General features: G+C 63.2%; 33 protein-coding genes and 3 pseudogenes. 19 read left to right on the top strand and 17 right to left on the bottom strand.

Features of this window, described 5'->3' with window-relative positions:
- Positions 1-189 precede the first annotated feature (189 nt).
- From OKW39_RS01895 to OKW39_RS01880, 4 genes are all read right to left on the bottom strand, one after another.
- Entirely contained in the window at positions 190-504 is a 315-nt protein-coding gene (locus tag OKW39_RS01895; protein WP_090804894.1) for a hypothetical protein, read from the bottom strand.
- A 209-nt stretch (positions 505-713) separates the two neighbouring features.
- Entirely contained in the window at positions 714-923 is a 210-nt protein-coding gene (locus tag OKW39_RS01890) for a hypothetical protein (protein ID WP_429561926.1), read from the bottom strand.
- Positions 924-1,140: 217 nt separating this feature from the next.
- Positions 1,141-1,593 (bottom strand): hypothetical protein, encoded by a 453-nt coding sequence (locus OKW39_RS01885; protein ID WP_090804898.1) that lies wholly within the window; start codon positions 1,591-1,593, stop codon positions 1,141-1,143.
- Entirely contained in the window at positions 1,590-1,850 is a 261-nt protein-coding gene (locus tag OKW39_RS01880; protein WP_429336653.1) for a hypothetical protein, read from the bottom strand. The genes OKW39_RS01885 and OKW39_RS01880 overlap by 4 nt, the downstream gene beginning before the upstream one ends.
- Before the next feature lie 275 nt (positions 1,851-2,125).
- On the opposite strand from OKW39_RS01880, the gene OKW39_RS01875 reads away from it, so the two are divergent.
- Both OKW39_RS01875 and OKW39_RS01870 read left to right on the top strand, forming a co-directional pair.
- Positions 2,126-2,737: a LemA family protein gene (locus OKW39_RS01875; RefSeq protein ID WP_429561925.1), complete on the top strand. Its 612-nt coding sequence runs from the start codon at positions 2,126-2,128 to the stop codon at positions 2,735-2,737.
- Between the two features lie 359 nt (positions 2,738-3,096).
- Entirely contained in the window at positions 3,097-3,345 is a 249-nt protein-coding gene (locus tag OKW39_RS01870) for a hypothetical protein (RefSeq protein WP_429561924.1), read from the top strand.
- Here OKW39_RS01870 and OKW39_RS01865 read toward each other — a convergent pair.
- From OKW39_RS01865 to OKW39_RS01855, 3 genes and pseudogenes are all read right to left on the bottom strand, one after another.
- Entirely contained in the window at positions 3,329-3,670 is a 342-nt protein-coding gene (locus OKW39_RS01865; RefSeq protein WP_429336489.1) for a c-type cytochrome, read from the bottom strand. The two genes, OKW39_RS01870 and OKW39_RS01865, sit on opposite strands and share 17 nt — an antisense overlap.
- Positions 3,671-3,680: 10 nt before the next feature.
- Positions 3,681-4,913 carry a molybdopterin-dependent oxidoreductase gene (locus tag OKW39_RS01860; protein WP_429361194.1) on the bottom strand — a complete coding sequence of 411 codons (1,233 nt, stop codon included), beginning with the start codon at positions 4,911-4,913 and terminating at the stop codon, positions 3,681-3,683.
- Between the two features lie 100 nt (positions 4,914-5,013).
- Positions 5,014-5,171 (bottom strand): annotated as a pseudogene (locus OKW39_RS01855) (DUF1269 domain-containing protein); the annotation flags it as partial.
- Positions 5,172-5,666: 495 nt separating this feature from the next.
- On the opposite strand from OKW39_RS01855, the gene OKW39_RS01850 reads away from it, so the two are divergent.
- On the top strand, positions 5,667-6,179 hold the full coding sequence (locus OKW39_RS01850; RefSeq protein WP_429561923.1) for a hypothetical protein: 513 nt from the start codon (positions 5,667-5,669) through the stop codon (positions 6,177-6,179).
- 33 nt (positions 6,180-6,212) lie between these two features.
- Here OKW39_RS01850 and OKW39_RS01845 read toward each other — a convergent pair whose 3' ends face one another.
- From OKW39_RS01845 to OKW39_RS01805, 9 genes are all read right to left on the bottom strand, one after another.
- Complete coding sequence (locus OKW39_RS01845) at positions 6,213-6,533, bottom strand: chaperone modulator CbpM (RefSeq protein ID WP_090804910.1); 321 nt, start codon at positions 6,531-6,533, stop codon at positions 6,213-6,215.
- Positions 6,530-7,486 (bottom strand): DnaJ C-terminal domain-containing protein, encoded by a 957-nt coding sequence (locus tag OKW39_RS01840; protein ID WP_429561922.1) that lies wholly within the window; start codon positions 7,484-7,486, stop codon positions 6,530-6,532. The genes OKW39_RS01845 and OKW39_RS01840 overlap by 4 nt, the downstream gene beginning before the upstream one ends.
- Positions 7,487-7,619: 133 nt before the next feature.
- Positions 7,620-8,315, bottom strand: a complete 696-nt coding sequence (locus OKW39_RS01835) for a CBS domain-containing protein (RefSeq protein WP_429561921.1) — start codon at positions 8,313-8,315, stop codon at positions 7,620-7,622.
- A 14-nt stretch (positions 8,316-8,329) separates the two neighbouring features.
- Complete coding sequence (locus OKW39_RS01830) at positions 8,330-8,608, bottom strand: UDP-glucose 4-epimerase (protein ID WP_429361188.1); 279 nt, start codon at positions 8,606-8,608, stop codon at positions 8,330-8,332.
- Positions 8,609-8,683: 75 nt separating this feature from the next.
- Positions 8,684-9,334: a BON domain-containing protein gene (locus tag OKW39_RS01825; protein ID WP_429561920.1), complete on the bottom strand. Its 651-nt coding sequence runs from the start codon at positions 9,332-9,334 to the stop codon at positions 8,684-8,686.
- A gap of 74 nt (positions 9,335-9,408) precedes the next feature.
- Positions 9,409-9,840 carry an Hsp20/alpha crystallin family protein gene (locus OKW39_RS01820; protein ID WP_429561919.1) on the bottom strand — a complete coding sequence of 144 codons (432 nt, stop codon included), beginning with the start codon at positions 9,838-9,840 and terminating at the stop codon, positions 9,409-9,411.
- 295 nt (positions 9,841-10,135) lie between these two features.
- A complete protein-coding gene (locus OKW39_RS01815; protein ID WP_429561918.1) occupies positions 10,136-10,882 on the bottom strand; it encodes a beta-ketoacyl-ACP reductase in 747 nt (248 codons plus the stop codon).
- A 115-nt stretch (positions 10,883-10,997) separates the two neighbouring features.
- Entirely contained in the window at positions 10,998-11,468 is a 471-nt protein-coding gene (locus OKW39_RS01810; protein WP_429561917.1) for a universal stress protein, read from the bottom strand.
- 57 nt (positions 11,469-11,525) lie between these two features.
- Positions 11,526-12,005, bottom strand: a complete 480-nt coding sequence (locus tag OKW39_RS01805) for a hypothetical protein (protein WP_429561916.1) — start codon at positions 12,003-12,005, stop codon at positions 11,526-11,528.
- 5 nt (positions 12,006-12,010) lie between these two features.
- On the opposite strand from OKW39_RS01805, the gene OKW39_RS01800 reads away from it, so the two are divergent.
- From OKW39_RS01800 to OKW39_RS01740, 13 genes and pseudogenes are all read left to right on the top strand, one after another.
- The gene (locus OKW39_RS01800; RefSeq protein ID WP_429561915.1) at positions 12,011-12,361 is read left to right on the top strand and encodes a hypothetical protein; all 351 of its coding nucleotides are present in this window, start codon (positions 12,011-12,013) and stop codon (positions 12,359-12,361) included.
- Positions 12,348-13,985 carry an oleate hydratase gene (locus OKW39_RS01795; RefSeq protein WP_429561914.1) on the top strand — a complete coding sequence of 546 codons (1,638 nt, stop codon included), beginning with the start codon at positions 12,348-12,350 and terminating at the stop codon, positions 13,983-13,985. The genes OKW39_RS01800 and OKW39_RS01795 overlap by 14 nt, the downstream gene beginning before the upstream one ends.
- 12 nt (positions 13,986-13,997) lie before the next feature.
- On the top strand, positions 13,998-15,299 hold the full coding sequence (locus tag OKW39_RS01790) for an NRAMP family divalent metal transporter (protein ID WP_429561913.1): 1,302 nt from the start codon (positions 13,998-14,000) through the stop codon (positions 15,297-15,299).
- 337 nt (positions 15,300-15,636) lie between these two features.
- A complete protein-coding gene (locus tag OKW39_RS01785; protein WP_090804932.1) occupies positions 15,637-15,876 on the top strand; it encodes a hypothetical protein in 240 nt (79 codons plus the stop codon).
- 125 nt (positions 15,877-16,001) lie between these two features.
- Positions 16,002-17,405 (top strand): bifunctional enoyl-CoA hydratase/phosphate acetyltransferase, encoded by a 1,404-nt coding sequence (locus OKW39_RS01780; RefSeq protein WP_429561912.1) that lies wholly within the window; start codon positions 16,002-16,004, stop codon positions 17,403-17,405.
- A gap of 160 nt (positions 17,406-17,565) precedes the next feature.
- The gene (locus tag OKW39_RS01775; RefSeq protein ID WP_429561911.1) at positions 17,566-18,402 is read left to right on the top strand and encodes a universal stress protein; all 837 of its coding nucleotides are present in this window, start codon (positions 17,566-17,568) and stop codon (positions 18,400-18,402) included.
- 57 nt (positions 18,403-18,459) lie between these two features.
- Positions 18,460-18,966, top strand: a complete 507-nt coding sequence (locus tag OKW39_RS01770; RefSeq protein ID WP_429561910.1) for a universal stress protein — start codon at positions 18,460-18,462, stop codon at positions 18,964-18,966.
- Positions 18,963-19,790, top strand: coding sequence for a universal stress protein (locus tag OKW39_RS01765; protein WP_429361171.1), 828 nt, complete (start codon positions 18,963-18,965; stop codon positions 19,788-19,790). Before OKW39_RS01770 ends, OKW39_RS01765 begins: the two co-directional genes overlap by 4 nt.
- A 232-nt stretch (positions 19,791-20,022) precedes the next feature.
- Positions 20,023-21,396, top strand: a complete 1,374-nt coding sequence (locus OKW39_RS01760; RefSeq protein ID WP_429561909.1) for a PAS domain-containing sensor histidine kinase — start codon at positions 20,023-20,025, stop codon at positions 21,394-21,396.
- The gene (locus tag OKW39_RS01755) at positions 21,393-22,040 is read left to right on the top strand and encodes a response regulator (protein WP_429561908.1); all 648 of its coding nucleotides are present in this window, start codon (positions 21,393-21,395) and stop codon (positions 22,038-22,040) included. The genes OKW39_RS01760 and OKW39_RS01755 overlap by 4 nt, the downstream gene beginning before the upstream one ends.
- Positions 22,041-22,229: 189 nt before the next feature.
- Complete coding sequence (locus tag OKW39_RS01750; RefSeq protein WP_429361167.1) at positions 22,230-22,661, top strand: response regulator; 432 nt, start codon at positions 22,230-22,232, stop codon at positions 22,659-22,661.
- The gene (locus tag OKW39_RS01745; RefSeq protein WP_429361166.1) at positions 22,654-23,436 is read left to right on the top strand and encodes a helix-turn-helix domain-containing protein; all 783 of its coding nucleotides are present in this window, start codon (positions 22,654-22,656) and stop codon (positions 23,434-23,436) included. The genes OKW39_RS01750 and OKW39_RS01745 overlap by 8 nt, the downstream gene beginning before the upstream one ends.
- 38 nt (positions 23,437-23,474) lie before the next feature.
- A pseudogene (locus OKW39_RS01740) lies at positions 23,475-23,775 on the top strand (nitroreductase family protein); the annotation flags it as partial.
- 44 nt (positions 23,776-23,819) lie between these two features.
- Here OKW39_RS01740 and OKW39_RS01735 read toward each other — a convergent pair.
- Positions 23,820-24,095 carry a DUF1488 domain-containing protein gene (locus tag OKW39_RS01735; RefSeq protein WP_090804945.1) on the bottom strand — a complete coding sequence of 92 codons (276 nt, stop codon included), beginning with the start codon at positions 24,093-24,095 and terminating at the stop codon, positions 23,820-23,822.
- Between the two features lie 357 nt (positions 24,096-24,452).
- On the opposite strand from OKW39_RS01735, the pseudogene OKW39_RS01730 reads away from it, so the two are divergent.
- The 3 genes and pseudogenes from OKW39_RS01730 to OKW39_RS01720 form a co-directional block, all read left to right on the top strand.
- Positions 24,453-24,713 (top strand): annotated as a pseudogene (locus OKW39_RS01730) (nitroreductase family protein); the annotation flags it as partial.
- 119 nt (positions 24,714-24,832) lie between these two features.
- Positions 24,833-25,165 carry a c-type cytochrome gene (locus OKW39_RS01725; protein ID WP_429563439.1) on the top strand — a complete coding sequence of 111 codons (333 nt, stop codon included), beginning with the start codon at positions 24,833-24,835 and terminating at the stop codon, positions 25,163-25,165.
- A 59-nt stretch (positions 25,166-25,224) separates the two neighbouring features.
- Positions 25,225-25,599 (top strand): DUF3564 domain-containing protein, encoded by a 375-nt coding sequence (locus OKW39_RS01720; RefSeq protein ID WP_090805779.1) that lies wholly within the window; start codon positions 25,225-25,227, stop codon positions 25,597-25,599.
- Positions 25,600-25,626: the final 27 nt, after the last annotated feature.

Raw genomic sequence — 25,626 nt, 5'->3', positions numbered from 1 at the left:
AATCCACAACACGACATTAGTACTATAATGTCGTGTTGTGGATTGGCGTCCGGATTATTCAATCGACGGGTCGGCAGCGAATATCGATCAGAGCGCGGGAAACTGCATTTCGCGCTTGCATGGAACGGTAAGCCGCACAATGCTGCAACGCAGGTTAACGCGCGCCAGCGTGTGTCGGGCCGCCGTCGGTCAGTGCGTGCGCGCTCGCGCTGCGATCGTTTCGAGTTCTTGTTCCGCGAGATCGAACGCGCCACGAATCGCCGCCTCGGCGTTGTCGCCTGCGCAATGAGCGATCGGCTTGAATTCGTGCGCGGGCGTGATCAGATCGAGCCGCACGTCGTAAAGCAGGCTGCTGCGGTCCGGGCGTAATGCCTCGATCGCCAGATGGCAGTTCGACAAGAGCGCTTCGAACCGCGCGAGACGCACCAGTTGCGCACCTGCCTCCGCTTCAAGCTGCGCCGCGCCTGGGAAGCCAAGATAGACAATCTGCATGCCGATGCCCATCCTCCGCTCCCCTCTCGTATATGGTCCGGACGCACTGCGAACCGTCCGCGGTCAGCGCCAGATACCACTGGCTTATAGTGTTACGACGCAAAACGTGGTCATTGACCTGAGTCAAGCACGATGAAGAGCGGTGCAAGCGGTCATTGGTCCGCGCGCGTTACCGAATACCTATCGGCGCTTAAAACCGCGCGCTCATCGCAGGTACCTGTTCATCGGGCGCGGAACACATCCCACGAACCGGTGCCGTTCCGGAAAAAAACGATCGTCAGGGGTCTTGAAGAAATCGCGCCTTCGAGCCGGACATAACGCGCCCGCGTGATCGCCATGCGGCCGGTGCGCACGACATGCGCGGGTGTCGCGCGGGTTGGCGCAAGCCATTTCTCGACCAGTGCCCGCAACGGAATGACAGTGTCGTTCATTGCCTACTCCTCAGTCTCGCCGAGCTTGACGCCGTGCAATGCGGCGTGCCTTCGAATCTATTATTGGCAACGGACCGCGTTATCTAAATCAGCGACGGCGGAAACGCGGGTAGTCCGTCGAGACCGATCGTAGGAATCGGCTGACCCTCGATGAACGATCGGGCGACAGCGTCACCTTGGCGCGGACAGATATGCTCGCGTGCACCGGCGGCCTGCGTCATCTCGCCGAGCGCATCCATGCGCGAAACTCGCCTTCGACCGCGACGATCGCATCCGCGCAGGTCGAATACAGCAGGCTCGCTTTGCCGTCGGTGTCGTACATACCGCGGCACATCGCTTTCAGCTGGATCTGCGTGTTACCTTCGTCGGTGTGCTCCTTCAGCGCCGCGAGATACACGAAGCCGAACGAATGCGGTCGCGCGGTTTCGATCTGTGTGTCGTCAGCGCGAACGATCCGGCTCGCCGAATGGGTGGCGACGAACGCGCGTGCGCGCGCCCACGCCGCCTCGCAATCGTCCTGGGCTTCGCAATGCACGGCGGCCTGCTGGCGCGCCTCGAACAGCGCGACCTCCTCGCGACGGAAGGCCGCTTCGCGCGCCGCGCTCGCGCAGCCGGCGATCAGCACCGGACCGAGCATCGACACACAGAGCCAGCACGCGGCGCGCTTCACGACTGCCCCCGTGCCGACGTAGCCGGCGGCACGCAGGCGCCCGTCGCGGCCAGTTCGGCGATTTCGGCGGTGATCTCGTCCTGCCGGACGATCCGGTAGTCGCGCGTGAGTTCCTGCAGCCGGTCCTTCACATGACGGCTCGCCGCCAGCATCGCCCCGACGCGCGCGGCGGCGATGCCGCGCATCGCGCCGATCACCGTGTCGAGCTGTCTCGCCGAGGCAATGCGGCTCTCGATCTCACTGAGTTTGCTGCTCATCGCGGCTCCAATCTGCTTGCGTCGCGTCCGCCCACGGCGCCCGCGTCGCGCACTCCACGATCGGTTCTGGAATCCCCACGATAGCGGTACGCCGCGGATGAAATCTGATCCTGATCAAACCTCGCAAGCGACACCGGCCGGGGACACGCGCCGAGACCCGCGTCGCGATGCCGAACCGCGCTTTATTGACGACGATCAAGCCGAACCTGCGCGACGCGCTTACGCTGGCGATGCACACGGCCACGGCCACGTAATCACCCCGCAGCGAGGACGACATGAGAGCGGCTCTGATCGTTTCGATTCTGTTTGCGCTGCTTTGCATGTCCGGATGCGGGACCGATCCGGCGCCGGCTGCCGATCACGAACTCGCCGCGGCGTTCGCCGACGTGCTGGACCTGTACGACGCACGCCTCGACCTGACAGCGCAGGCGCTCACGCTCGCGCGCGGGTATCTGCCGCCCGATGCGCCGGTGCTCGCGAAAGTGGCAAGGTCACGCGCGGCCGTCGCGGATCTGCAGGCGTCGCCCGCGCTGCTCGATTCGCCGGCTTCTTTTGAACACTTCGATGTCGCGCAACGCGATCTGACCGACGCGATTTCGCAACTGCTGATCGCCTGCGAGGGTGTCCACCGTCTGAGCGCGAGCCCGCCGTTTCACGCGCTGCAGTCGCGGCTCGCCTCGTCGGCCGGCCAGATCGCCTTCGCGCGCGAGCGCTACGACGAAGCGGCACGGCGCTACGACGCGGCGCGTCACGGCTTGCCTTTGCACCTTGCGGATGTCATGCATCCGCAGCGCGACAAGCCGACTTTCACGGTGCCGGACCCAACGCCTGTCCACCGTCAACCACGCACCGACTTCGGCGCGTTGCGCGGCTCGCTGCGGGTTTAGCGCGCTTGATCTGCGTCATCAGCCGCGCTTACCCGGCCCCTGGACTCGATCTCAGCACGGGCTGCCGCCCGTCTCTCCATGTTCAGCCACGGAGCACCGGCGACGAGCTACAAAAGCATTCTCGTTCATCTCGATACGAGCGCGCGTGGCGCAGTTCTGATCGGCAGCGGACTGGCATCGGTTGCCCTGACTCAGCGTTTCGTCGGCAAGCACAGTCTGGTACTCGGTCAGAAATGTGCTCGGTACTCAACGGCGCGCGATCGAATCGCCTAACTGTTCGTCGTGCTCAGCGGCGTCAGATAGAAAGTACTCTCTTCTCGCCTCTCGATAACACGCGGGACGTAGGCGTCGTACCCAGCGTGACCTATCGATTCCATATTCCAGTTGCACGTCTCAGCATCTACCGCGTGGACCTTCGGCAGTGGGACTGGTATTTCCACCCGGTCTTCACCTGCTGGTTTGTCCTGATGGATCTTTCTTTGCCATTTGCTGCTCCGGGGAAAGTTTGGAAGGCCGCGATGGGAGACACGATGCCGACAGCGGGTTGTGGTGATCAATACTCTTACTACCGCGTATCCGACGCGCAAGGATTCAAGGCTTCCCGTTGATCGCCGTCAGATATCGTGCGATCTGATCAACCTCATCGGCAGCCAGCGGCGCACCGTAGACCGCACGCATCTTGGCCACTTCCGCTTTCCACTCCTGAAACGACAATGGCGGTTGCCGGGTGACCATTCCGGCTGAATGGCAAATCACGCATTGCGCGTTCGCGAGGTTCGAACCAACGCCCGGCGGGAAAGTCAGGCTGCCATTGGGCAGCGTGACGTCGACGGTCCGGATTACGGCAGCGCCTCCAGGCTTGTCCGGCCCGGCCATGGCAGACGCGCTCACACAACTCGCCCATACCAGCAGCACTGCAGCAGACGCTTTCATGTTCGCCTCCTCACGCGACGACCACAGTTGCCGATTCGACGACATTGCGCATATAGCCGCCGCTGTTCCAGTTCGGTGTGTCCGGCTGCTCAACGCCGTTCTCGTTGACCGCCTTCACCTTCAACACAAACTCGCCGGCGTAATGGGGTGTGAACTGCGCATCCCAGCGGCGGAAGCTGTATTTTCCATAGCTTTTTTCAAGGCGCGCCGGCATCCATGAACCGCCCCCGTCGGAGGAAAACATGACCCGCTGCACACCCGCGTCGCCACCGAATGCGATTCCCCTGACCGTCTGCGTCCGCATCACCGGGAGCACGGAACCGTCGCCGAGGTTCGTGAAGAACGATCTTGGCACCATCCGGTTGATGGGCACCGTCTTGACGCCAGTCTGTCCGGGTTCGACATTCGCGTGAGGTGTGTCAGGAATCTGGTACGCCTTGGCCATCCAGAAATTCTCGTCCGGCCGGTCGATGACCTCGATGTCGTTCAGCATCTTCATCCAGTATGTCGAATACCAACCGGGCACCACGAGCCGCAACGGGAACCCGTTCAGAAGCGGCAACGCCTGGCCGTTCATCCCGAACGCCACGATCACTTCGCCGTCGCGGGCATGGTCGACAGTGAGCGTCTTGATGAAGTCGGGCGTGGCCGCGATCACCCCTGTGTCGAGCCCATTGAAACGAACCTGAACGGCGCCCGCCTTAACCCCTGCCCGATCGAGAATATCCTTGAGCCGCACGCCGGTCCACACGGCGTTGCCCATCGCGCCGTTGCCCCACTCTCCGCCGGCGACACGCGGTTTGAAGAAACCGCGAGAGTTGCCTGCGCACTGATTCACGGCAGCCACTTCGACGTGAGGAAAGCCATTCATGATTTCGCTGACGCTCAGGCTAAGTTCGCGGCCGACCAGTCCCCGCACCACCAGTCGGAAGGCGCCGCCGTCGACCCGGGTCGGAATGCCGGCCAGATGCCAACGCACGAAAAACCGGTCATTTGGGGTGAACACGCCTGCGTCGAATACGGAAAACGGTGTTTCGAGCAAAGGCGGGCGGCTTCGCAAGAGGAGCATCTCACCCTTATGCGGAAACCCACTCGTCAACTCTCGCAGACCGTTCGCGAACGGCAGCGTCACTGCATTGGCAGCCCACGAGCGGCGTACCCAACCGCCACCCATGCCTATCAGGCCGCCTGCCGCCAAGGCATGAACGAACTGTCGGCGTTTCGTCCCGTATTCGTCTCTCATTGTGGTCTCCTGTGCACGCCTATCGGCTTCTTTACGTCCCTATCGGGTCTGCGGAAATTAAGGAAACGCAGGTATGGTCGGATCCGTGCCCTCGACCTCCGCTGCGCTGCGCAAGCGTCGCTGCGGGCAAGTCTTCGAGCGGTACATCGGGGCGGGCCAGCACGTGGATATCCGCCATTCGACGCGCTTGAGAAGGAGTTCGTCGATGATCCCTTTTGCGCTCTCGACGTTGGGCAACAGGAAATAGATGCGCCTCATCTCGTGCCTCCTGTAGGGAATACCCGGAACCCCGGCCGGTCACCCATGACTGTGCGCCACCCCAACCCGCGCGATGTGCAAGGAAAATCTGTCATTCAATATAGTCTCAATTCCGACTGACTTCCTTCGTCGCACCGATCAGACTGACCCGATCCGGCTGGCATCCTCGGAGAGTGTCATCGCGGATGACCAGCGCGCACTACAGAGCGTCGACGCGGTTCACATCGGGAAGCCACGGGAGCATTCAACATCGCACGCTCTGCCGCCATGTCGCTCGTCTACAAGCCGCGCCGATAAATCTGAAGCGGTAATGGACCAGCCAGCGCAGCACACGGGCAGCGAACATTTCGGCCAGATTGATTTGCATCAAATGCGGCGGCGGACACGTCACTAAGCTTGGTGGTGATGCCCGTCAGATTGGCGGCCATACTGATCCTGGACAACATCGTCCGGGCGGCTCGTTAGGGTGTTCGCATATTTCAGATGGAGTTCGCCATGTCCCACAATGCCGACGAAGTCGCCTACCTGCTAGACCGCGCGGCCTCGCTTGACGCCGCCGCGCGGGCATTGTCGGTTGCGCTGCAGGCGCCCTGCCATGAGCCCCGCTTCACACTCAAAGGTATCGTGTACAAGGCGTTAGGCAACAAGCCCGGCTTTACCGTCGCCCTCCACGGCGTCACCTTGCTGCCCGTATATGAACACGTGCTGGACCGATCTGGCGACAGTCCCGATCTCTTTGCAAGGATTCAACTGTGCTTGCCAGGCGACGGCACGAAACCGGGTAAAGTTCTGATCAGCCTGCTCGTAGCGGACACCGGCGACTACTCGGACGATGGCACATCCAGTTTGGCCTACAGCACCTACGACCCTACCGGCCGACCCAGCGACCTCTGTCGCTACAGACTCTCGCTTGCCATTGCCGAGGCAGTACAGGCCTCCTTGCCGGTGCTATCTCCCACCGACGCGTCAGCGCGGCCGGCGAAAGACGACGCACTGCGCGTAGCCTGACGCGACGCCGCAGCGCACATCGCGCACCAGCGTCTAACCAGCACGAAGACGATTGACACGCGCGCGCAGCGCATCGATTTCGTCGAGCAGATCGAGGGCGAGCGCGATGCCAGGAGGGTTGATTTGAAGATCGCGTGCGAGCCGCTGTGCGGTCCGTACGCGCCGAAACGCCGCACCACTGAAACGCCATTCCTGCGGTTGATCCCCCTTGGGTTCGAACACGCCTTCGGAGACCCAAAGCCTCAATTCCTCTTCCGATGCCCCGCTCGCCCGACTTAATTCGACGAGCGTAAACTCGACACTCTCGTCGACAACCTGTCCTTGCAGGCAGGTCGTCGTCCTGGTCTCTTTCACGATGATCCTCCATAAAAGTGCGCGCGCGGATCGAAGTTGAAGGCCCGTTGCATCGATTCGTAAGCGGCCTTCGCCGTTTCGCTGTCCGCCGGCGGCAGAACGATGTTCAGTATCACGTAGAGATCGCCAGGCGGATTGGCGGGGATCCCCTTGCCTCTGAGTCTCAGGCGTCGGCCGCCGGCGGAACCCCGCGGTATAGTCATCTCGACCATACCATCCGGCGTCGGCACCGCGATCTTCGCGCCCAGCGCGGCTTCCCACGGCGCGACCGGCAATTCGAGCGATACGTCGCGGCCGTCGACGCGAAAGCGGGGATGTTCGCGAAACCCGATTTCCAGGTAGAGGTCGCCAGCGTCCGCGGGCGTGGCACCCGCGCCGCCCTGACCGCCTAGCCGAAGATGCTGGCCCGCGCGTATCCCTTTCGGAATCGATATGTCGAGCGTGCGCGATTCCAGTGCGACATGGCCTTGCGCATCGATCACCGGCACTTGCAGCGAAATCGAACGCTGCGCGCCGCGATACGCGTCTTCGAGATCGATCAGCACTTTCGCGTGATGATCTTCGCCTCGCACGTTGAACGCCTTGGGCCCCGCACGCGCATGCGCGCCGCGCGCGCCGCCGAACATCGACTCGAAAAATTCATGGAAGTCGGTCTGCGCACCCGGCTGACTGCCCGCGCCGCGGAATTCGAACCCTTCGTCCCAGTTAGGCGGCGGCTGGAAATCCTGACCGTCGCGCCATTTGTCGCCCATGCGATCGTAGGCGGCGCGCTTCTCGGGGTCCTTGAGCACCTCGTAGGCCTCGCCCAACTCCTTGAAGCGGTCTTCCGCATCGTCATGCTTGCTGACGTCAGGATGATATTTGCGCGCGAGCTTACGATACGAACGCTTGACGTCTTCCTGAGAAGCGCTGCGTTCGAGACCCAGGATCTCGTAATAGTCCCTGTATTTCATTTTGGAGGCTGACCGATGAGGAACGGGGGCGGCAATATGGGTCCAACGCGCCAGTGGCGGCGCCCGGTTCACTTTATACCAATCCGGACAGCCCAGCAGAGCCGCGGCAGCTCTCTCGCCGACGGCCGGCCGTTCAAATACCCGGCATGACCGGATACGGCTCCGTATGGTCGTCGACGCCCTTCACGCCGGGGATGCTCTCGGCTGCCACGCGAACCGCCTGGATGGACTCCGCCGAGTGGAAGACGCCCCAGAGATGGATCACGCCGTCGCTCACGACGATGTTGCGTCCTGCGAATGCCCACTTGTGGCCGGCCAACTCGCCCATCAACATCGCACGAATCTCCCGGTCCGTGACGGCGGCGCCGGCGTCGCGCGCAGGCTCCTCCGGGAGACTGGCCAATGCCTGAATCAGATTGGCTCGGCTGATAATGCCGCTCATCTTGCCGGCCCTGGTCACGGGCACGCGTTTGATATGCTGCGTTTCGAGAAGTGTGGCGACGTCGCTGATCGGCGTGTCTTCGTCCACGGAGACGACCTCGCGCGACATCACGTCTTCGACTTTCAGTCCATGCGACTTCACATAGTTGCGAGCGTCGTCGCTCGCGGAGAACAGGTCGAGCCATGACGAACGCACGGGTTTATCGGTGTCGAGCTCGACGCGTCGAAGCAGATCGCCTTCGCTGATCATGCCGACGATAGCGTCGGCCGCATCGACTACCGGCGCGCCACTGATTCTCTTTTCCACGAACATCCTCGCGACTTCGCGCACCGTCATGTCGGGCCTGACGGATACCACGTTACGGGTCATTATGTCGAAAGCACGCATGGCAAGTCTCCTGACTATTGCGTTGAGTGTGGTTTGAGTTGAGCTTGGTCTGCCGCCTGAAGCGACAACGTCTTTGACATCTTCAGTTGCACCCACACCATCCCCTCGCGCAGCCCGGCGAGCACGGCTTCGCGTTCGCTCGGAAGTACGCTGCTGTGCGTGAACTCGTGGGTGAAGACGCCTTCCGGTGTCGTGTGACTGAGCTGTATCGAGCAGTTGAAACCGCCCGTCGTCGGATGCGTCACGACCGATACCGACCAATGGCCGTCGCCAACTTTTCCGGAAAGCGTCATGAGTCGCTCCTGATGTTTCACCCAGATGAAGTGACGCGGGCGCACGCAAATGCGCGCCGGCCGCCACGCCGCAAGCTAGCCCACGGTCAGATTGTCGATGACCGCATGCACGCCCGGTGCCGACCACGCGGCCCCGCGCACAGCCGAGCGCGCCGCCGCCGAATCGAGCTTGCCCGTCAACGTCACGGTGCCTTCGTGTGCCTTGATCGCGATATGCTTCGCTTCACGGTCCGTGTGACGCTGCAGGGCCTGGCTGATTTGCACGCCGATATCCTGCGCGGCCGCGTCGCTAACGATACGGATCACGTTCGATACGCCCGTCACGCCACGCATATGCGAAATGGTGCGGGTCGCGACATGACTCTGATAGGCATTGTCGACTTCGCCGCTTAGTGTCACCCAGCCCTTTTCGACCTGCACCTTGACCGACTCTTCGCTCAGCCCGACGGTCCAGCGCAGGATCGTGCGAACGGCTTTGGCGATGTCTTCGTCGGTGCGCACATCCGTATGCAGCAGGCGAACATCCATTTCCACGACGACGGCCTTCACGCCCGCGACACGTTGCGCCGCCTTTTCCGCCGCGACTTTTTCCGCGTAGCTGACCGGGTGGCCGGACAGCGTGACGACACGGTCGCATACTTCGACGCCGATGTCCGTGACGCTGACGGCCGGATCCCAAGCCAGCTCTTCTTCGACCTGCTGCTGTAATTCAATGTCTGACTTCATTGCCTGCTCCTTGTTGGCATGCAAGGGTTGCCGCTGTGCCGGGGCGTACAGCGGCGCGCCGGGCGCCGCGCCAGTCAGCTGATCGGCAGGCGTTTGCGCGCGGAGGCCGCTTTCTTGGGCAGCGTCAGCGACAGCACGCCGTCCTTGTACTGCGCCGTTGCAGTGGCTTCATCGATCTCGCTTTGCAGCGAGAACGAACGGCTGACGGCGCCCGAATAGCGTTCGCGACGAACCACGCGTTCGCCCTCCTTCAGCTCCTGCTTACGCTCGACCTTGGCGCTGATCGATACGAGATTGCTGTCGATCTTCACGTCGATATCGTCTTTCTCGACGCCGGGCAGTTCGGCTTTCACGGTGTACTGGGTATCGCTCTCCGTCACATCGAGCTTGATATCGGCAAGCGGCGCCTCCCCGCCCGCGCCACCGCGCAGTGGGCGGAACAGGCCCTGAAAGAGATCCGACATCGGTTCGATTGCAAACGGGTCAAAACGGGTCAAGTTGCTCATCGTGTCACTCCTTGAATCATCCATTACGGTCATGGATAGGGGGCTGGGTTAACGGCGCGGGTGCGCATGCGTCCGCGCAACGCGCGGCTCGTCTCGGCGTGCGCAATGCGCACGTACTCGGCCTGGGTGCCATCAATCTTGTTGCCCAGAACCCGGCCGCCCGTATGTGCTAACTCCGTTGAGGGAAACTGGCCTGCCATACGACCGACTTTAGGCCGTCTCGCGCCACATGGATTGACATGTATCAAGCGATAGTCGTCGGTCGCCGCCCGCTCGAAACGTTCGCCGCGCCGCTTCAGCCCATATGCATCCCACCGTTGATGGCGAAGTTCGCGCCGGTGACGAAACCTGCGTCGTCCGAACAGAGGAACGCCACTAGCGCGGCCACTTCGTCGGGTTGCCCGAGGCGGCCAACCGGAATCTGCGGCAAGATCTTCGTCTCCATCACATCCTTCGGCACGGCCGCGGTCATCGCGGTCGCGAGGTAACCGGGCGAGACGGTGTTGACCGTCACGCCATGTTTCGCAACCTCCAGCGCCAGCGACATCGTGAAGCCATGAATCCCCGCTTTCGCCGCCGCGTAGTTGGTCTGGCCGAAGGCGCCGCGCGCGCCGTTCACCGAGCCGATATTCACGATGCGCCCGAAGCGTTGCGCGACCATCCCGCCGAGCAAGGGCTTGGTCATATTGAACAGCGAGTCGAGATCGGTGCGTAGTACCGCATCCCAGTCGTCCTTGTTCATTTTCGCAAAGCTCGAATCGCGCGTGATGCCGGCATTGTTGACGAGAACGTCGACCGCGCCGAATTCGTCGAGCACGCGTTCCGCGCAATGCGCGCACGAATCGAAACGGGTCACGTCGGCTTCGTAGGCATGAAAACGGCGGCCGGCGTCGCGCTCGCGCACCAGCCAGGTGGCGACGTGATCGTTGCGTTCCGAATGCGACATGGCGACCACCATGCCGGCATCGTGAAGGCGTCGGCTAATGGCGGCGCCCAGTCCGCCCATACCGCCAGTGATGAAGGCAATGCGCTTAGTTGACATGCTGTTCTCCTGATTGCGCAAAGCGCAAGCGGTTTGGTGCCGGGGCGCCGAAACGAGCCCCTGTTGCCAGAGATTCGTGGTAGCCGCCATGTAGTCGCGCAGCATCGTCTGATAGTCAGGACGATGCTCGGGCGTCGGCGGCGCTTTCCCGAACCAGCAGCACGGGGCACGGCGAATGCCGCACGAAACGCTCGGCGACGCTGCCGAGCACCATGCGCCGCATGCCGCGCCGGCCATGCGTACCCATCACCACCAGATCCGCGCCGCGCCGCTCGACACAGCGTGCGATGCAACTCGCGATGTCTTCGGCGATGCCCTGGGTTTCGATGATTTCAGAATCGCCGGCCACGTCGAGGACTTCCATTTTCGCGAGTGCGTCGTCCAGCAGGCTTCGTCCGACCTGGCGCTCGGCATCGGTCAACAGATGCGGGTCGCACGCGCCCGCGTAAGTAAAGGCCGCCGACTGGTCGATCGCATACACTGCGGTCAGCTTCGCATGCGCCAGCTTGGCCATGCGGGTAGCCTCACTAACCGCGCGTTTCGACGCCTCGCTGCCATCCACGGCAACCAGAATGTTTTGGTACATGACTTGCTCCTCGTAGGGCATTAAAAAGCGCTGCCGTCGCACGACTCGTTGCGATGATCAGGACCGGCTACGCACCGGATTGCACGCCAGTTGCTCCTCGGCGGAATTGAATGCCGCCTGGATCGCTGCTTGCGCGTTGGCGTCGACACAACGTTTGATCGGGACGAGTTCGCCGCTGCGCATGATCAGGTCGAGCCGGGCCTCGAACAGCCGACCGCGCGCATCGCCTGGCTGCACGTTGGCCCGATGGTCAGGAAGCGCGGCATGGACCGATTCGATCACCAGATCACAACCCGCGATGGATCTGCTGAACCGCTCCAGGCGCACCAGTTGCGAAGCCGCCTCAGCTTCGATTTGCGACGTCCCGGCAAAGCCGAGATAGACGATTTGCATGCCGACTCCCATGTGCCCTCTCCCAGGCGTCCAGCGTTTTCGCGCAGGTTCCTTAGCGAATTCACCCGCCGCAGTGGCGGGGGCGAGTTGACGAGACGCAACCGGCGGGATGATTGGATCATCGGCTGGGACGGTTTGAGCCACTTGACTTGCGTCAAGACATCGAGGGGATGCCGGCCTTTCCTGATCGGACCATCGTTTTTGCTGGTCGGCGCGGCGCTGCCGCTGTGGGGACCACTGCTGGCATTCGCACCGATGCGCCGGGCGATGGCCGCGATCAACGCCGCGGTGGTCGCAGCGCCGCCCGCGTCGCCTTTGCGAATCAACCTGAGTTCGACGCCCGCCCGAGCGCGCCGCCGCGATCGTTGCTTGATCCAACTCAATCGGATCACCCGAGCCTCGCGTATGTTGGAACAACGCCCGCTCTGCGCGGCAGGGCGGTCCGGCTGCAGTTCGATTGCAGCGAACCTCGAAAGGGAAAACAACGTGCAAAACTCTGATCCGATTCACGCACATGCGCCGCGCGCCGACGTCGACCGTGACGGCCATGCCGCAGAGAACGGCAAGTTCTATCTTGTCGGCGGCGGCATCGCCTCGTTGGCGGCCGCTGCCTTCCTGATCCGCGACGGCCACGTGCGCGGCTGCGACATCACCATTTTCGAAGCGCTCGACAAGCTGGGCGGCAGCCTGGATGGTGCGGGCAATCCCGAAAGCGGCTATGTCGCGCGCGGCGGGCGCATGCTCGAAAGCAAGTATCTGTGCACGTATGACCTCTTCTCGTCGATCCCCACACTGGACGGCACTAAAAGCGTGACGCAGGAAATCTTCGACTGGAACGAAACCATGCGAACCTCGTCGCGAGCGCGGCTCGTGCGCGCGGGCAAACGCGAAGACGCGCCGGCCTACGGGCTCGATGAAAAGCATCTGGTGACGCTCGGCCGCCTGTCGATCGAACCGGAAGCGATGCTCGGCGCTAGCCGGATTGCCGATCACTTCGACACCTCCTTCTTCGAAACCAATTTCTGGCTCATGTGGTGCACGACGTTCGCATTCCAGCCGTGGCATAGCGCGGTCGAATTCCGCCGCTATCTGCTGCGTTTCGCGCATATGTCCACCGGTTTCAATCAGTTGCACAGCATCATGCGCACGGTCTATAACCAGTACGATTCGATGATCCGGCCGCTGCGCCGCTGGCTCGACGACCACGGCGTGGCATTCCGGCAGGACACCCGGGTCACCGAGCTTCGCTTCGACGAAACGGGCCCACTGAACCGGGTCAGCGCAATAGTGGGCGAAACGGCGCACGGGCGCTTCGATCTGCCGGTCGATCCCGCCGACAAGGTGATCGTCACGCTCGGCTCGATGACGGCCGCCTCCAGCCTGGGCGGCATGGACCGTCCCGCGCCGCTGGATACGGTCGACGCAACGGGGGCCTGGAGCCTGTGGAAAAACATCGCCGCGGGCCGGCCGGAATTCGGTCATCCGTCCATCTTCGCCGATCATGTCGACGCGTCGAAGTGGCTCTCCTTCACGGTGACGCTGCGCGACCCGACGCTGTTCCGGCTGATCCGCGATCTGACCGGCAATGTGCCCGGCGAAGGCGGCCTGATTACTTTTCCGGAGTCGAACTGGCTCGTGTCTATCGTGCTGCCGCATCAGCCGCATTTCATCGGTCAGCCGGCGGACGTGCAGGTGTTCTGGGGGTACGGCTTGCGAGTCGATCAGCCAGGCGATTTCGTCGACAAGCCGATGCAGGCCTGCACCGGTCGCGAGATCCTGACGGAGATCGTGGGTCATCTGAAGATGCAGTCGGAGTCGGCCCGAATCCTCGAGCACGCGGTTTGCATTCCCTGCATGATGCCGTTCATCACGAGCCAGTTCCTGCCGCGCCGTCGCGGCGACCGGCCTGCCGTGGTACCTGACGAATGGCGCAATCTCGCCTTCATCGGGCAGTTCTGCGAGTTGCCCGACGACGTCGTGTTCACCGTCGAATACTCGGTGCGCTCGGCGCAGAACGCGGTGTATGCACTGCTCGGGCTCGATCGGGCCGCACCGGCTGTCTACAAGGGGCAGCATGACCCGCGGATCGTCTACAAGGCATTCGCGACGCTGCGGGACCATTAGCGAGGTGATCGGGTGGAAGTCGACAGTTTGCGGCATACCAAAAGCCTGCGGACGCTGCTCGCGCGTCTGAAGGAGCATCCGCTGGCCCATGTCGGTCCGGGCCTCATCACGGGCGTCGCCGATGACGATCCGAGCGGCATCGCCACTTATTCGCAGGCTGGCGCGCAGTTCGGCCTGAACATGCTATGGACGATGCCGCTCGCCTTTCCGTTGATGGCCGCGGTTCAGTCGATGTGCGCGAACCTCGGCCGGGTGACCGGCAAAGGGCTCGCCGCCAACATCAAGAGCGCGTTCCCACCTGTCGTGCTGATGGGCGTCGTGTCGTTGCTGCTGGTCGCGAACGTGCTGAACATCGCCGCCGATGTTGCCGCGATGGGCGAAGTGGCGGAACTGGTGAGCGGCGTCGACCGGCACCTGATGACGGCCTGCTTCGTGTTCGGCACGCTGCTGCTGCAGGTTTTCGTGCCGTACCATCGGTACGTGTTCTTTCTGAAGTGGCTGACGGTCTCGCTGCTCGCCTATGCCGTCGTGCTGTTGACCGTTCAGGTGCCCTGGCGCGAAGTGGGCTGGCGCATGCTGTGGCCGCATCTGACGCTGAACGGCAACGCGGCGGCGATGGTCGTCGGCGTGTTCGGCACCACCATCAGCCCGTACCTCTTTTTCTGGCAGGCTTCCGAAGAAGTAGAAGACCTGCACGCCCATCGCGGTGATGCCGCGCTCATCATGGATGCCGGCGCGGCGCCCCGCGAGCTGCAACGGATTCGCTGGGACACATGGTCCGGCATGTTCTATTCCGACCTCACCGCCTTTTTTATCATGCTGGCGACCGCCGTGACGCTGCACGAGGCCGGCGTGACCGATATCACCACGGCGGCACAGGCCGCGAGCGCGTTGCGACCGCTCGCCGGCGACTTCGCTTACCTCCTGTTCGCGGCGGGCATCCTCGGCGTCGGTCTGATCGGCGTGCCGGTGCTGGCGGGTTCAGGCGCGTATGCGCTATCCGAAGCGATGGGCTGGCATGAGGGGCTCGAGCGCAAGGTGCGCGACGCACGCGGTTTCTACGCGATCATCGCCGTCAGCGTGCTGGCCGCGCTCGTGATCCAGTATTCGCCGATCAGCCCGATGAAGGCGCTGTTCTGGAGCGCGGTCATCAACGGCGTGGTGGCGGTGCCGTTGTTGGTAGTCTTGATGATCCTCGTGTCGAGGAAATCGGTGATGGGCGCGTTCACGGCCAGCAAACCGCTGATCGTGCTCGGCGCGATCGCCACCTTGGTGATGGGCGTGGCCGCGCTGCTGATGTTTATTCCCGGGTAAGAGAAAAAGCAGGAAAAAGCACGCCGCGACACGGTCACAGTGAACGTGCGATGCGGTTGTGCATTCGCATGCTGGATTCGCAGCGCATGCCACGAGCATAGGCGCGGTTGAGCGAATTCTCATGATCCATATCAAGCGACGAACCTGGCCGTCATGACGGCGCATCGTTGCGTAGGAAAAACCTGACAAGCATGCAGAACGTCCTACCTGAAGCTCGGTGCCACCTGATTTGTACCGGCCGGGTGCCGACCCATACTGGATCCGTGACAGCCCGAATCGATTGCCCTCGCGATGCGCCCGGTGCGCGTGCCGAGGTAGACCCGTAAGGAGACCGGCCATGTCGGACACAGCCTTTTTCGCCCGCGCCGCGACATCGGCGGAACCATCACAGGACGCGCGCAACGCGATCCCTGAATTCGATGCCATCCTCGCGCTCGCGCGCGAGTCGGGGCTGCTGATTACGCTCGACGGACAGATCGGCCGCGAAAAATACCAGAGCATCGGGGGCTCGCTGCATGCGTTCAAACGCTTCGCCGAAGCGCTGTGCGATACCGTCGGTCAGCGTGCGCCGGTCTGACGGAATGCAGGACGCCAGCAGCCGCGTCTCCGAAACAGATGATGCAGATCAACTCACCGGAGCCTCGGCATGACTTAATCGACGTACCTGAAACTCACACGGCATCGTGTCGTGTCGGAGCCATCGTGAACGACAACCTTTTGCGCAACCGCACTTTCGGCGAAATCGAAATCGGCGAGTCGGCGTCGCTCGTACGCGTGGCCCTGCAGAACGATATCGATCTGTTTGCGGCCGTATCGGGCGATCTCGATCCCGCGCATGAAGATGCGGCGATCGCCGCGGGCGCGCTGTCCGGCCATGGAGTCGTACACGGCATGTGGACCGCCGCGCTGATTTCCGCGCTGCTCGGCAAGCGGCTGCCCGGCCCCGGCACGATCTGCCTCGGCCAGACCCTGCAGTTCCGTCATCCTGTCTCAGCGGGGGACACCATCACCGCGATGGTCAAGGTGAAGGAAAAGCGCAGTGACGGACGCATCGTCCTGCTCGACATCTGTTGCACGAACCAGAGAGGCGACAGCGTGCTGCTCGGCACGGCAACGGTCGTTGCACCGTCGATGCCGGTAGTGTGGCCATGCACAGCGAATGCCGAGGTCGCCTTGCGACGTCACGACCGCTACGACGCGTTTATGCGGCAGGCTCGCGTGCGTCCCGCATTGCGCACGGCGATCGTTCATCCCTGCTCGGAAGAAGCCATCCTGGCAGCGATCGAAGCCCGCGACGAAGGCCTGATCGAACCGGTGCTGATCGGCCCCGAAGCCAAAATCCGCGCCGCTGCCGAGGCCGCCAATCTCAGCCTCGCGGGTGTGCCGATCGAAGCGGTCGAGCACAGTCATGCGGCGGCTGCGCGTGCCGTGGAAATGGGCGCGACCGGCCGGGTCGCCGCGTTGATGAAAGGCAGTCTGCACACGGACGAACTGCTCGGCGCGGTCGTCGCACGGACATCCGGCTTACGCACTTCGCGGCGCATCAGCCATGTCTATGCGATGGACGTGCCGGCCTATTCGAAGCCGCTGGTGGTCACCGACGCCGTGGTCAATATCACGCCATCGCTCGACCATAAGCGCGATATCTGCCAGAACGCCATCGACCTGTTGCACGTGCTGGGCATCGAACTCCCGCGGGTCGCGGTCCTCGGCGCGATCGAAACGGTCAACTCGCGCATGCCGACCACGCTCGACGCTGCCGCGCTGACCGTCATGGCCGCGCGCGGTCAGATCACGGGCGCGCTAGTGGACGGCCCGCTCGCCTTCGACAATGCAATCAGCCTGGCGGCCGCGAAAATCAAGCAGATCGATTCGCCCGTGGCCGGTCAGGCGGACATCCTGCTGGCGCCAGATCTGGAAGCCGGCAACCTGCTCGCCAAACAGCTCATGTACTTCGCCGGCGCCGACGCGGCTGGTCTCGTGCTCGGCGCGCGGCTGCCGATCATCCTCACGAGCCGTGCCGACAGCGTGCGCGTAAGGCTCGCATCCGCCGCACTCGCCAAGCTGACGGCGGAACGTGCGCTGGCAGGCTCAGGGCGCCCGTGAACGGGGCGTTTGCGGACCGGCGCGCCCCGTCGTCTTCAGGTTCCACTGTCCCCGCCCCACCAGTCGCACGGTTGATCTGAATCAACGCCGCAGCGCCATCGGCTCATAGACTCAGTTCACATGGTCGGGCGCCGCCCATTCACTTTCCGGGAGCTTCGCAATGAGCTACAAAACCATCGTCGTTCATCTGGATACGAGCCGGCGCGCGCATCCGCGGCTCGAAATCGCGCTGCGCCTCGCGAAGCACTTCGGTGCCCATCTGACCGGCGTATTCGCCCTGTTCAGTCCCGATCCGCGCTCGCTGTACGTGATGGCCGGCACCGCCAGCTACTACGCGACGCATGAGCAGCTGCGCGCCGAGCGGCGCGGCGCGCTCGAACGCCTCTTCCATGCGGAGCTGAGCCGGGCCGGGGTGGCGGGCGAGTGGGTCGCCGTCGATCAGTCAGCCAGTCTCGCGGTGCCGCACCGGGGACGCTGCGCGGATCTGATCATCGCCGGCCAGGACGATCCGGATGATCCGGAGTCGTACGTCGGCAACTATTTCCCCGAAAACCTGGTCATGTCCGCGGGCCGGCCGGTGCTGCTGGTGCCGAACGCCAGCAGCGTCACTTCCCCCGGCGGCCATGTGATGGTCGGCTGGGACGGCAGCCGCGAAGCCACCCGTGCCGTGCATGACGCGCTGCCGTTCATGCGCACAGCGCGGCTCACCACGATCGTCGCGGTCAACGGCGCTCGCAGGGAAACGGGCTCCCGTCTTCCGGGCGCCGACATCGCAGCGGTGATTGCGCGGCACGGCATCAAGGTCGAAGTCAAGGACGTCGAAGCCGGTCCGGCCGCGTCGGTTGGCGACACCCTGTTATCGGAAGCAGCCGGGCTCGGTGCGGACCTCCTCGTGATGGGAGCCTACGGCCATGCCCGCTGGCAAGAACTGGTGATGGGCGGCGCAACCCGCACGGTGCTGCAGTCGATGACCGTGCCGGTGCTGATGTCGCACTGACAATCGCAGGCGCTCTGCAGGCGCGGCCCTAAGCCGCCTCCTTAAGGGGAGTTCGCCATGTACAAGCAGATTCTGGTTGCGGTCGACGGCAGTGAAACGTCGAGTCATGCGCTCGACGCCGCCTTGCAACTTGCACACGAAGCCGGCGCGCAATTGCAGCCGTTGTATGTCGTGAACGTCCCGCTCATGACGTATGACGTGCCCTCTTACGATCCCTCTTATGTCCGCGACGCGCTTCTCGAAGAAGGCGCGCATGTGACCGACGCCGCCGCCGCGCGCATGCGCCGCGCCGGCGTGGCGGGCTCACCGCGCATCGTCGAGGCGGATCCGGTCGCCGACGACGTCGCGCAATGCATCCAGCGCGCCGCTGCCGAGTTCAAGGCCGACGTGGTGGTGATAGGCACCCATGGGCGCCGAGGTTTCCGGCGGATGGTGCTCGGCAGCGTCGCCGAACGCTTTCTGCGCATCGCGCAGTGCCCGGTGCTTCTGATCTCCGCGCACTGCATGAACCCGGCTACAGGCGAACAATCGCCAACGGCCGAAGCTGCCAAGGAGCAATCATGAACTGCAAAACCCTGCTCGTGCATCTGGACGACAGTCCGTATAGCGCCGCGCGCACCGAATTCGCGCTCGACCTGGCCCGCCGGTACGAAGCGCATCTGATCGGCTTGTACGTGGTGTGCCAGGAACTCGCGCGACCGATCTTTTTGGATGGAGAAGGCGCCTGGGTGGCTGCGCAGGAAGCGCAACGCGACGCCAATCTGAAGGACGCCCACGCACGCTTCCTGGCGGCCGGCGAGCGCGCCGGCCTGAGCGTTGAATGGCGCGCGCCAGCCGGTGATGCGGTCGAAACAGCGGCTTTGCACGCTCGCCACGCGGACCTTCTGATTCTCGGTCAGTCCGATCCGAAGGAGCCTTCGTCCTATATCGCCCGCCATTTTGTGGAGGACGTGGTCATGAGTGCGGGCCGCCCGGCCATCGTACTGCCTTACGCCGGAGCCGTCCGGTCGTTCGGGCAAAACGTGTTGATTGCGTGGGACGGCAGCCGCGAAAGCGCGCGATCCGTGGCCGATGCACTGCCGGTGCTAAAGAAAGCGAAATTCGTCACCGTGATGACGGTGCAGCGCCATTCGCAGAGCGGTGAACCGGCCGGCATCGACGTCGCCGCCTGGCTCGCGCGGCACGGCATCGAGGCGGGATTCGCCGGGACGCCCGGAGTGGACGGTGTATCGACCGGCGCGCTGCTGTTGAACATGCTTGCCGACCGTCATATCGATCTACTGGTGATGGGCGCGTACGGGCATGCGCGCGTTCAGGAAAGGTTGCTCGGCGGCGTTACGCGAACCATGCTGCAGTCGATGACCGTGCCGGTGCTGATGTCGCACTGATTCGAAACGGATTCTGCGGTTTCAAACCCGAAATACGCGTGATGCGGATCAAGCGCCGGGCGTCTGGCTTCGACCACCCTCTTTCAGGCACTGCGCTTCGCGTCATCGCCTGCAGCTACTGGCATGATCCGTGCGAATCGCGCAAAATAAACAGCGCAGCATGGTCTGTCGCCCATCGCAAAGGCTGCCGTCGGCCGGCGTCGTGAGTTATCCGTTATCCATCGAGGCGCGCATGCCCCTTCGCGACAAAACGCCCTTCGCGCCCGGGCCGTCCTCGCGGTCGCGAGTCGCGACCTATGTACGACACCCTGTGCTCGTCGGCGCGCTCGCCTTCGTGGTCGGGCTCACACTGGCGCTCGGCATCTGGCGCTGGCTGGCGCAATGGTCGCTGCGCGAAGCCCCGCTCCGGGAAACCAGCTTGCTGACGGCATGCATCGCCGCTGCCTGTCTGTTCGCCGTCGTGGCCTTTCTGCTTGCCCGCGCACGCGGCGTCTCGACCTTGACTAGCGAGGCGCGAAGCCAGTCGAGCGTCAACGAGGCACGCATGATGGCGATCATCCGCTCGTCGATGGAAGGCATCATCACCGTCGATGAACGACAGAAGATTGTCATCTTCAACCCGATGGCCGAACAGGTATTCGGCTGCAGCGCGGCGGACGCGCTCGGCGCTTCGCTGTCGCGCTTCATTCCGGAACGTTTTCGCGCGGCGCACGAGCGGCATGTCGACCAGTTCGGCGTCACGGGCGTGGCCGACCGCCAGATGGGCAAACAGCAGCGCGTGCTATTCGGGCTGCGCAGCAACGGCGAAGAATTTCCGATCGAAGCGTCGATTTCCCAGGTGGCCGACGGTGACAGCAAGCTGTACACAGTCATGCTGCGCGACATCACGGAACGGGTCAAAGCGGAGAACGCGCAGCGCAAATCGCGCGAGGAATTGCGCGAACTGTCGGCCAATCTGCAGATGGTTCGCGAGGACGAAAAAACCCGTATTGCCCGCGAATTGCACGACGACCTCGGCCAGCAGTTGACCGCACTGAAAATGGACCTTTCATCGGTCGAACAGGCGCTCGAAGCCACCGCCGAGTCCGGGATTCTGCGGCAACTCAGCGACATGCGACGGCTGATCGACGCGACGGTCGCGTCGGTGCGCCGGATCGCGGCCGACCTGCGCCCGGTCATGCTCGACGATCTCGGCCTGATCCCGGCCATCGAATGGCTCGCCAACGACTTTACGAACCGCTACGGCATCGAGGTGAAACGTGACATCGAAGTCGGCGACACACCCTTTACGCCGGCAGGCGCAACCACACTATTCCGCATCGTGCAGGAGGCGCTCACCAACGTCACCCGCCACGCGCAAGCCACGCTCGTCACGCTGACGGTGCGCCGCGAAGAGGACGCCTGCATTGTGCGAGTGGCGGACAACGGTCATGGTGTGGGCCGTTCGGACGCGCGCGCCGAAAAATCGTTCGGGCTGCTCGGGATCCGCGAACGTGCGCATATGCTAGGCGGCACCGTCGAAATACAGACGTCCAGCGGCAAGGGCTTTTCACTGACCGTCACGTTCCCGGCCGCGGCCGTGCAACAGCAGGAGACGCTAACATGATTCGCGTGCTGATAGCCGACGATCACGCGCTCGTGCGCGATGGCCTGCGACATATTTTGCAAAACACAAACGGCTTCGAAGTGGCCGGAGAAGCCAGCGACAGCGTCAGTACGATTGCTCTGGTTCGCTCGCACCCGGCCGATGTGCTGGTGCTGGATCTGTCGATGCCGGGGCGCAACGGCGTCGAGTTGATCAAGCAGATCAAGGACGAGATGCCGGCGCTGCGCATTCTCGTACTCACCATGCATGCGGAGCAACAGTACGCCGTGCGTGCTTTCAAAGCCGGTGCATCGGGCTATCTCACCAAGGAGAGCGCGAGCGCGGAACTGGCCTCGGCGGTGAGCAAGGTCGCCTCCGGCGGCATCTATGTCAGTCTCGCGATGGCCGAGCGCTTCGCGCAAAGCCTGAACGAGCCCGCTGACACACTGCCCCACCAGCGCCTGTCGGATCGCGAATTCGACGTTTTCCGGCGCATCGCCGCAGGACAAACCCTCACGGAAATTGCCACCGAATTATGTGTCAGCAGCAAGACGGTAAGCACCTATAAAACCCGCATTCTCGAGAAAATGCAGATGCCGCACGAAGCCGCGCTGGTGCGCTACGCGCTGCGCCACAAGCTGCTCGGGGAAGACGACGAAATCTAGCGCCGTCACGGCGCCGCTGTCACTGGGTCCGCTCCGTCGTGACCCCCGTCACATCCGTGGCTCCTCGCGCGGCTGCTTTGCCGTCACAGAGTGTGTGTAGGAAATTTCCTACAACACTTCCCGCTCGCCTACCCGAAGCTCGTTCCCCGCTGATTTTATTTTGAGATGACGCGGCCGATACTTCGAGCCATGAACACAAGCCCGTCACACCCGGCCGTACGCGTGTTCCTCGTGGACGACGCGATTTCGATCAGGAAACGGATCGCCGCGCGTTTCGGTGCGATCGAAGGCGTCGAGATCGTCGGTGAAGCGGAGGAACCCGGTGCGGCACTGGACGGCATCGGCGCGACAGCAGCCGACGTCGTGGTGATGGATTTACATCTGAGCGGCGGCAGCGGCATCGACCTGCTGCGCAACCTCGCGCAGAGCATGTCCACCGTGATCACGATCGTACTCACGAATCATTCGGGCACGTGGTTCAGGCAGGCGTGCGTCGCCAACGGCGCGCAGTACTTCTTCGACAAGACCAGTGAATTCGATCTTGCATGCAACACCATCGAGCGAATTGCCCACGAGCATTGCGCGCGCGGTCTCTACCATCTCGGAGCCCATCATGTCTGACGTTGCCGAATATTCCCAGACCCGGACCATCGCGCAGATTCCGCTGCACGCGCTGAAAGATCCCGGATTCGCACCGGCCCGGCCGAAGCACGGCGGCGCCAACTGCCCGAGTTGCGCGATGCGTGCTTCCTGCTTGCCGGAAGGTCTGACGGCGACAGAGACCGAACGGGTCGACGCGCTGATCTGCCCTTCGCGCACGATCAAAAATGGCGAATCCCTGTTTCGCGCAGGCGATTCGTTCCAGAGCATCTACGCAGTTCGCGCGGGCTCGTTCAAGACCGTCGTGATGCATCGCGACGGCCGTGAACAGGTCACCGGGTTTCATCTTGCGGGCGATGTGCTGGGTCTCGACGGCATCGGTTCAGGCAAGCATAGCTGCGATGGGCTCGCCATCGAGGACAGCAAGGTCTGCATCATCCCGTTCCATTTGCTCGAAGCCATGTGCCGCGACGTCAAGGCATTGCAGCAGCATGTGCACAGGCTGATGGGCGGCGAGATCGTGCGCGAGGCGACGCTGATGATGCTGCTCGGCACGATGTCCGCGGACCAGCGGGTCGCGACGTTCCTGCTGAACCTGTCGGGCAAGCTCAAGTCGCGCGGTTATTCGCAGGCGGAATTTCATCTGCGCATGACGCGGGAAGAGATCGGCAGCTACCTCGGGATGAAACTCGAAACCGTCAGCCGCATGCTATCGAAGTTTCAGAGGGACGGCCTGCTCGACACCCACGGCAAGCAGATCAGGATTCTCGACAGGGAAGGTCTCGCCCGCGTGTAGCCGCGCGCGCTCGCCGCCGTTTGATCGGAGTCAAGCCCGCCTCAGCGCATCAGACACTCGTCGCCGGCTCGCCCATTGCTGCTGTGCATCGGCACCGGCACGGCTGACGCGGCCGCATGGCTCGCGGCCGGGCAGGCGCTCGAACGGGTGCTGCTCACCGCCGCCTCCGAAGGCATGACGGCTTCCTACCTGAATCAACCGATCGAAGTGGCTTCGCTGCGCGAGCGCCTGCGCGCCGCGCTCAATCTGGACGCCGTCCCGCAACTGCTGATCGGGGTTGGCCGTGGCGGCGCCGTGCGGCATTCGTCGCGGCGCCCACTTGCCGAAGTGGTGTCGTAGAGCGGCGCAGTCAAAGGGCCGATCAGCGACCCGGCCGCGCGGCTTCAATCGCGGAAGCGAAAGTAGCCGCTGTGCATCATGACCGGCTTCGCGCCCACTTCTTTCAGCAAATTTCGCGCGGCGGCCTCGATGGGCAGCCGGTGTGTATCGAACGCTTCGATCAGATCGTCTTCACGCAACGACGGCGCGCCGAAGTGGTCTTCCAGCGCCTCCGCGGTAATGGCGCACTGCACGCGCTCACCGTCGACCTCCGCCGGAAAGGCGACGACGAGATCGCGCGCGCAGTACTCGGGACGTTCCTGCGGGAAATGGATATGCATGGCCGGTACCTGTGAGAGTGAAAGTACGTGGCTTGAACAAAGCCGACGGAAGCGGCGCGGATAACCAGAGTGCGGCCACGCTCGGCGCTCCGATGTGTTCAGAATAGACCCGCTTGAAACGTCGCCAATTTTTTGGTGGCGATCCTGGCTGACTCGGATCAAGCGGGTGACATCACCTGACGGCAGGCCTCGAACAGCCCCATGTTCGCGAAAGCCGGTTGATTTGAGTCAATCATTAAATGCCGCGGTGGTACACGATGACGGGGTGCCGTTTGCGGTTCCGGCTTGCACGAGGACGACGTGTTCATGAAACATCTAACGCGCCGCTTCGCTGCCGACTTGCTGGACGACACGATTCTGGTGTACGTCGCCGATCTTGCACGCATGCACGACATCGCACCGTCGCAGCGCAAACCTTTTGCGTCGGCGAGCGCCGGCGCGATCGTGCAGAACGTCTATCTCTTCTGCGCGGCCGCAGGACTCGCTGTCACGGCGCGCGGCTGGCTCAACCGCAGTGCGCTGAGTATCGAAATGCGCCTGCCGCGCGACAGCGTTCCGGTGCTCGCTCAAACGGTGGGCCACTTTGATTTATCCGCTGGCGCCGGCGACGCCCGATGACTCACGGAAACGCTCGATGGAGCGCGGGCAAACGTCGGCTTGACGTGAGTCAATTGCAACCGCGTCGTCAAACGTAGACTGAGCCTGCAACCTTTGGTGGAGTGCGTCTCGTGAAAGCCATGTTTCCGCCGTACCTGGCCGCGCATGTAGTCGGGCTCCTGCTGACAGCAAGCGGCGCGGCGTTCGCGCAGTCCGAGCCGACCGCCCTCGTCGATCAACAGCATTGCATGTTCTGCCATACCCGCGACGCGCCGTTTCTCGCCCCTTCGTTCCAGCAGATCGCGGAACGTTATCGCAACGAGCCGAATGCGCAGGTGATGCTCGAACACAAACTGCGGGTCGGCGGCAAGGCGCATTGGGGCGACATGGCCATGCCGCTGCCGCCAGATCGCGGTGGACCGCTTACGCCCGAAGGCGCCCACACGCTGATCCAGTGGGTCCTGAGTCAATGAACAGCAACGAACCGACTAGCCGCTTACTGCGGACGCACTTGGTACAGATGGAGAAAATCATGCGCCTGACCATCCACCTCGACACATTCGACCGTGTCAATCGGATGGCATTCGCCATCCTGTGGCTCGACAACGAAACGCGTCAATGGTCGCGCGAGGGGCACCTGGGCCTCGAACTGCCCGAATGGGGCACGCTGCAAGTCGACTGCGGCAATACACTCGTGTGCGGCCCGCACGATTCGGTGCCCTGCTGTGTGCTTGAGGGGCTTGATCTGAACGTGTCCGGCGGCCCGTTCGAAGGTGAGGCCGGGCGTGCGCAATGGTGCGCCAATGCAGGCAGGACGCTGATGAGCGGCCACTGGCACATTCAATGTGTCGACCACGAGGGCGCGGAGCCTGAAAATGGCATTTTCGCGGATGACGACACTGCCTGAACCTTATTTGAACCGTCACGACAACGA

This window comes from Paraburkholderia sp. MM6662-R1, from assembly GCF_050436245.1.
GTDB classification, from domain to species: Bacteria; Pseudomonadota; Gammaproteobacteria; order Burkholderiales; family Burkholderiaceae; genus Paraburkholderia; species Paraburkholderia tuberum.
This window is presented reverse-complemented; position numbering and strand designations above follow the sequence as displayed.

Excerpts from the sequence above, each read along its gene's own strand:
- OKW39_RS01745 (WP_429361166.1), top strand. The coding sequence starts at position 22,654 with ATGTCTGACGTTGCCGAATATTCCCAGACCCGGACCATCGCGCAGATT.
- OKW39_RS01755 (WP_429561908.1), top strand. The coding sequence starts at position 21,393 with ATGATTCGCGTGCTGATAGCCGACGATCACGCGCTCGTGCGCGATGGC.
- OKW39_RS01770 (WP_429561910.1), top strand. The coding sequence starts at position 18,460 with ATGTACAAGCAGATTCTGGTTGCGGTCGACGGCAGTGAAACGTCGAGT.
- OKW39_RS01890 (WP_429561926.1), bottom strand. The coding sequence starts at position 923 with ATGAACGACACTGTCATTCCGTTGCGGGCACTGGTCGAGAAATGGCTT.
- OKW39_RS01830 (WP_429361188.1), bottom strand. The coding sequence starts at position 8,608 with ATGACGCTTTCCGGAAAAGTTGGCGACGGCCATTGGTCGGTATCGGTC.
- OKW39_RS01720 (WP_090805779.1), top strand. The coding sequence starts at position 25,225 with ATGCGCCTGACCATCCACCTCGACACATTCGACCGTGTCAATCGGATG.
- OKW39_RS01750 (WP_429361167.1), top strand. The coding sequence starts at position 22,230 with ATGAACACAAGCCCGTCACACCCGGCCGTACGCGTGTTCCTCGTGGAC.
- OKW39_RS01810 (WP_429561917.1), bottom strand. The coding sequence starts at position 11,468 with ATGTACCAAAACATTCTGGTTGCCGTGGATGGCAGCGAGGCGTCGAAA.
- OKW39_RS01775 (WP_429561911.1), top strand. The coding sequence starts at position 17,566 with ATGAGCTACAAAACCATCGTCGTTCATCTGGATACGAGCCGGCGCGCG.
- OKW39_RS01860 (WP_429361194.1), bottom strand. The coding sequence starts at position 4,913 with ATGAGAGACGAATACGGGACGAAACGCCGACAGTTCGTTCATGCCTTG.
- OKW39_RS01760 (WP_429561909.1), top strand. The coding sequence starts at position 20,023 with ATGCCCCTTCGCGACAAAACGCCCTTCGCGCCCGGGCCGTCCTCGCGG.
- OKW39_RS01815 (WP_429561918.1), bottom strand. The coding sequence starts at position 10,882 with ATGTCAACTAAGCGCATTGCCTTCATCACTGGCGGTATGGGCGGACTG.
- OKW39_RS01825 (WP_429561920.1), bottom strand. The coding sequence starts at position 9,334 with ATGAAGTCAGACATTGAATTACAGCAGCAGGTCGAAGAAGAGCTGGCT.
- OKW39_RS01785 (WP_090804932.1), top strand. The coding sequence starts at position 15,637 with ATGTCGGACACAGCCTTTTTCGCCCGCGCCGCGACATCGGCGGAACCA.
- OKW39_RS01725 (WP_429563439.1), top strand. The coding sequence starts at position 24,833 with ATGTTTCCGCCGTACCTGGCCGCGCATGTAGTCGGGCTCCTGCTGACA.
- OKW39_RS01875 (WP_429561925.1), top strand. The coding sequence starts at position 2,126 with ATGAGAGCGGCTCTGATCGTTTCGATTCTGTTTGCGCTGCTTTGCATG.
- OKW39_RS01765 (WP_429361171.1), top strand. The coding sequence starts at position 18,963 with ATGAACTGCAAAACCCTGCTCGTGCATCTGGACGACAGTCCGTATAGC.
- OKW39_RS01820 (WP_429561919.1), bottom strand. The coding sequence starts at position 9,840 with ATGAGCAACTTGACCCGTTTTGACCCGTTTGCAATCGAACCGATGTCG.
- OKW39_RS01835 (WP_429561921.1), bottom strand. The coding sequence starts at position 8,315 with ATGCGTGCTTTCGACATAATGACCCGTAACGTGGTATCCGTCAGGCCC.
- OKW39_RS01865 (WP_429336489.1), bottom strand. The coding sequence starts at position 3,670 with ATGAAAGCGTCTGCTGCAGTGCTGCTGGTATGGGCGAGTTGTGTGAGC.
- OKW39_RS01895 (WP_090804894.1), bottom strand. The coding sequence starts at position 504 with ATGGGCATCGGCATGCAGATTGTCTATCTTGGCTTCCCAGGCGCGGCG.
- OKW39_RS01735 (WP_090804945.1), bottom strand. The coding sequence starts at position 24,095 with ATGCATATCCATTTCCCGCAGGAACGTCCCGAGTACTGCGCGCGCGAT.
- OKW39_RS01850 (WP_429561923.1), top strand. The coding sequence starts at position 5,667 with ATGTCCCACAATGCCGACGAAGTCGCCTACCTGCTAGACCGCGCGGCC.
- OKW39_RS01840 (WP_429561922.1), bottom strand. The coding sequence starts at position 7,486 with ATGAAATACAGGGACTATTACGAGATCCTGGGTCTCGAACGCAGCGCT.
- OKW39_RS01880 (WP_429336653.1), bottom strand. The coding sequence starts at position 1,850 with ATGAGCAGCAAACTCAGTGAGATCGAGAGCCGCATTGCCTCGGCGAGA.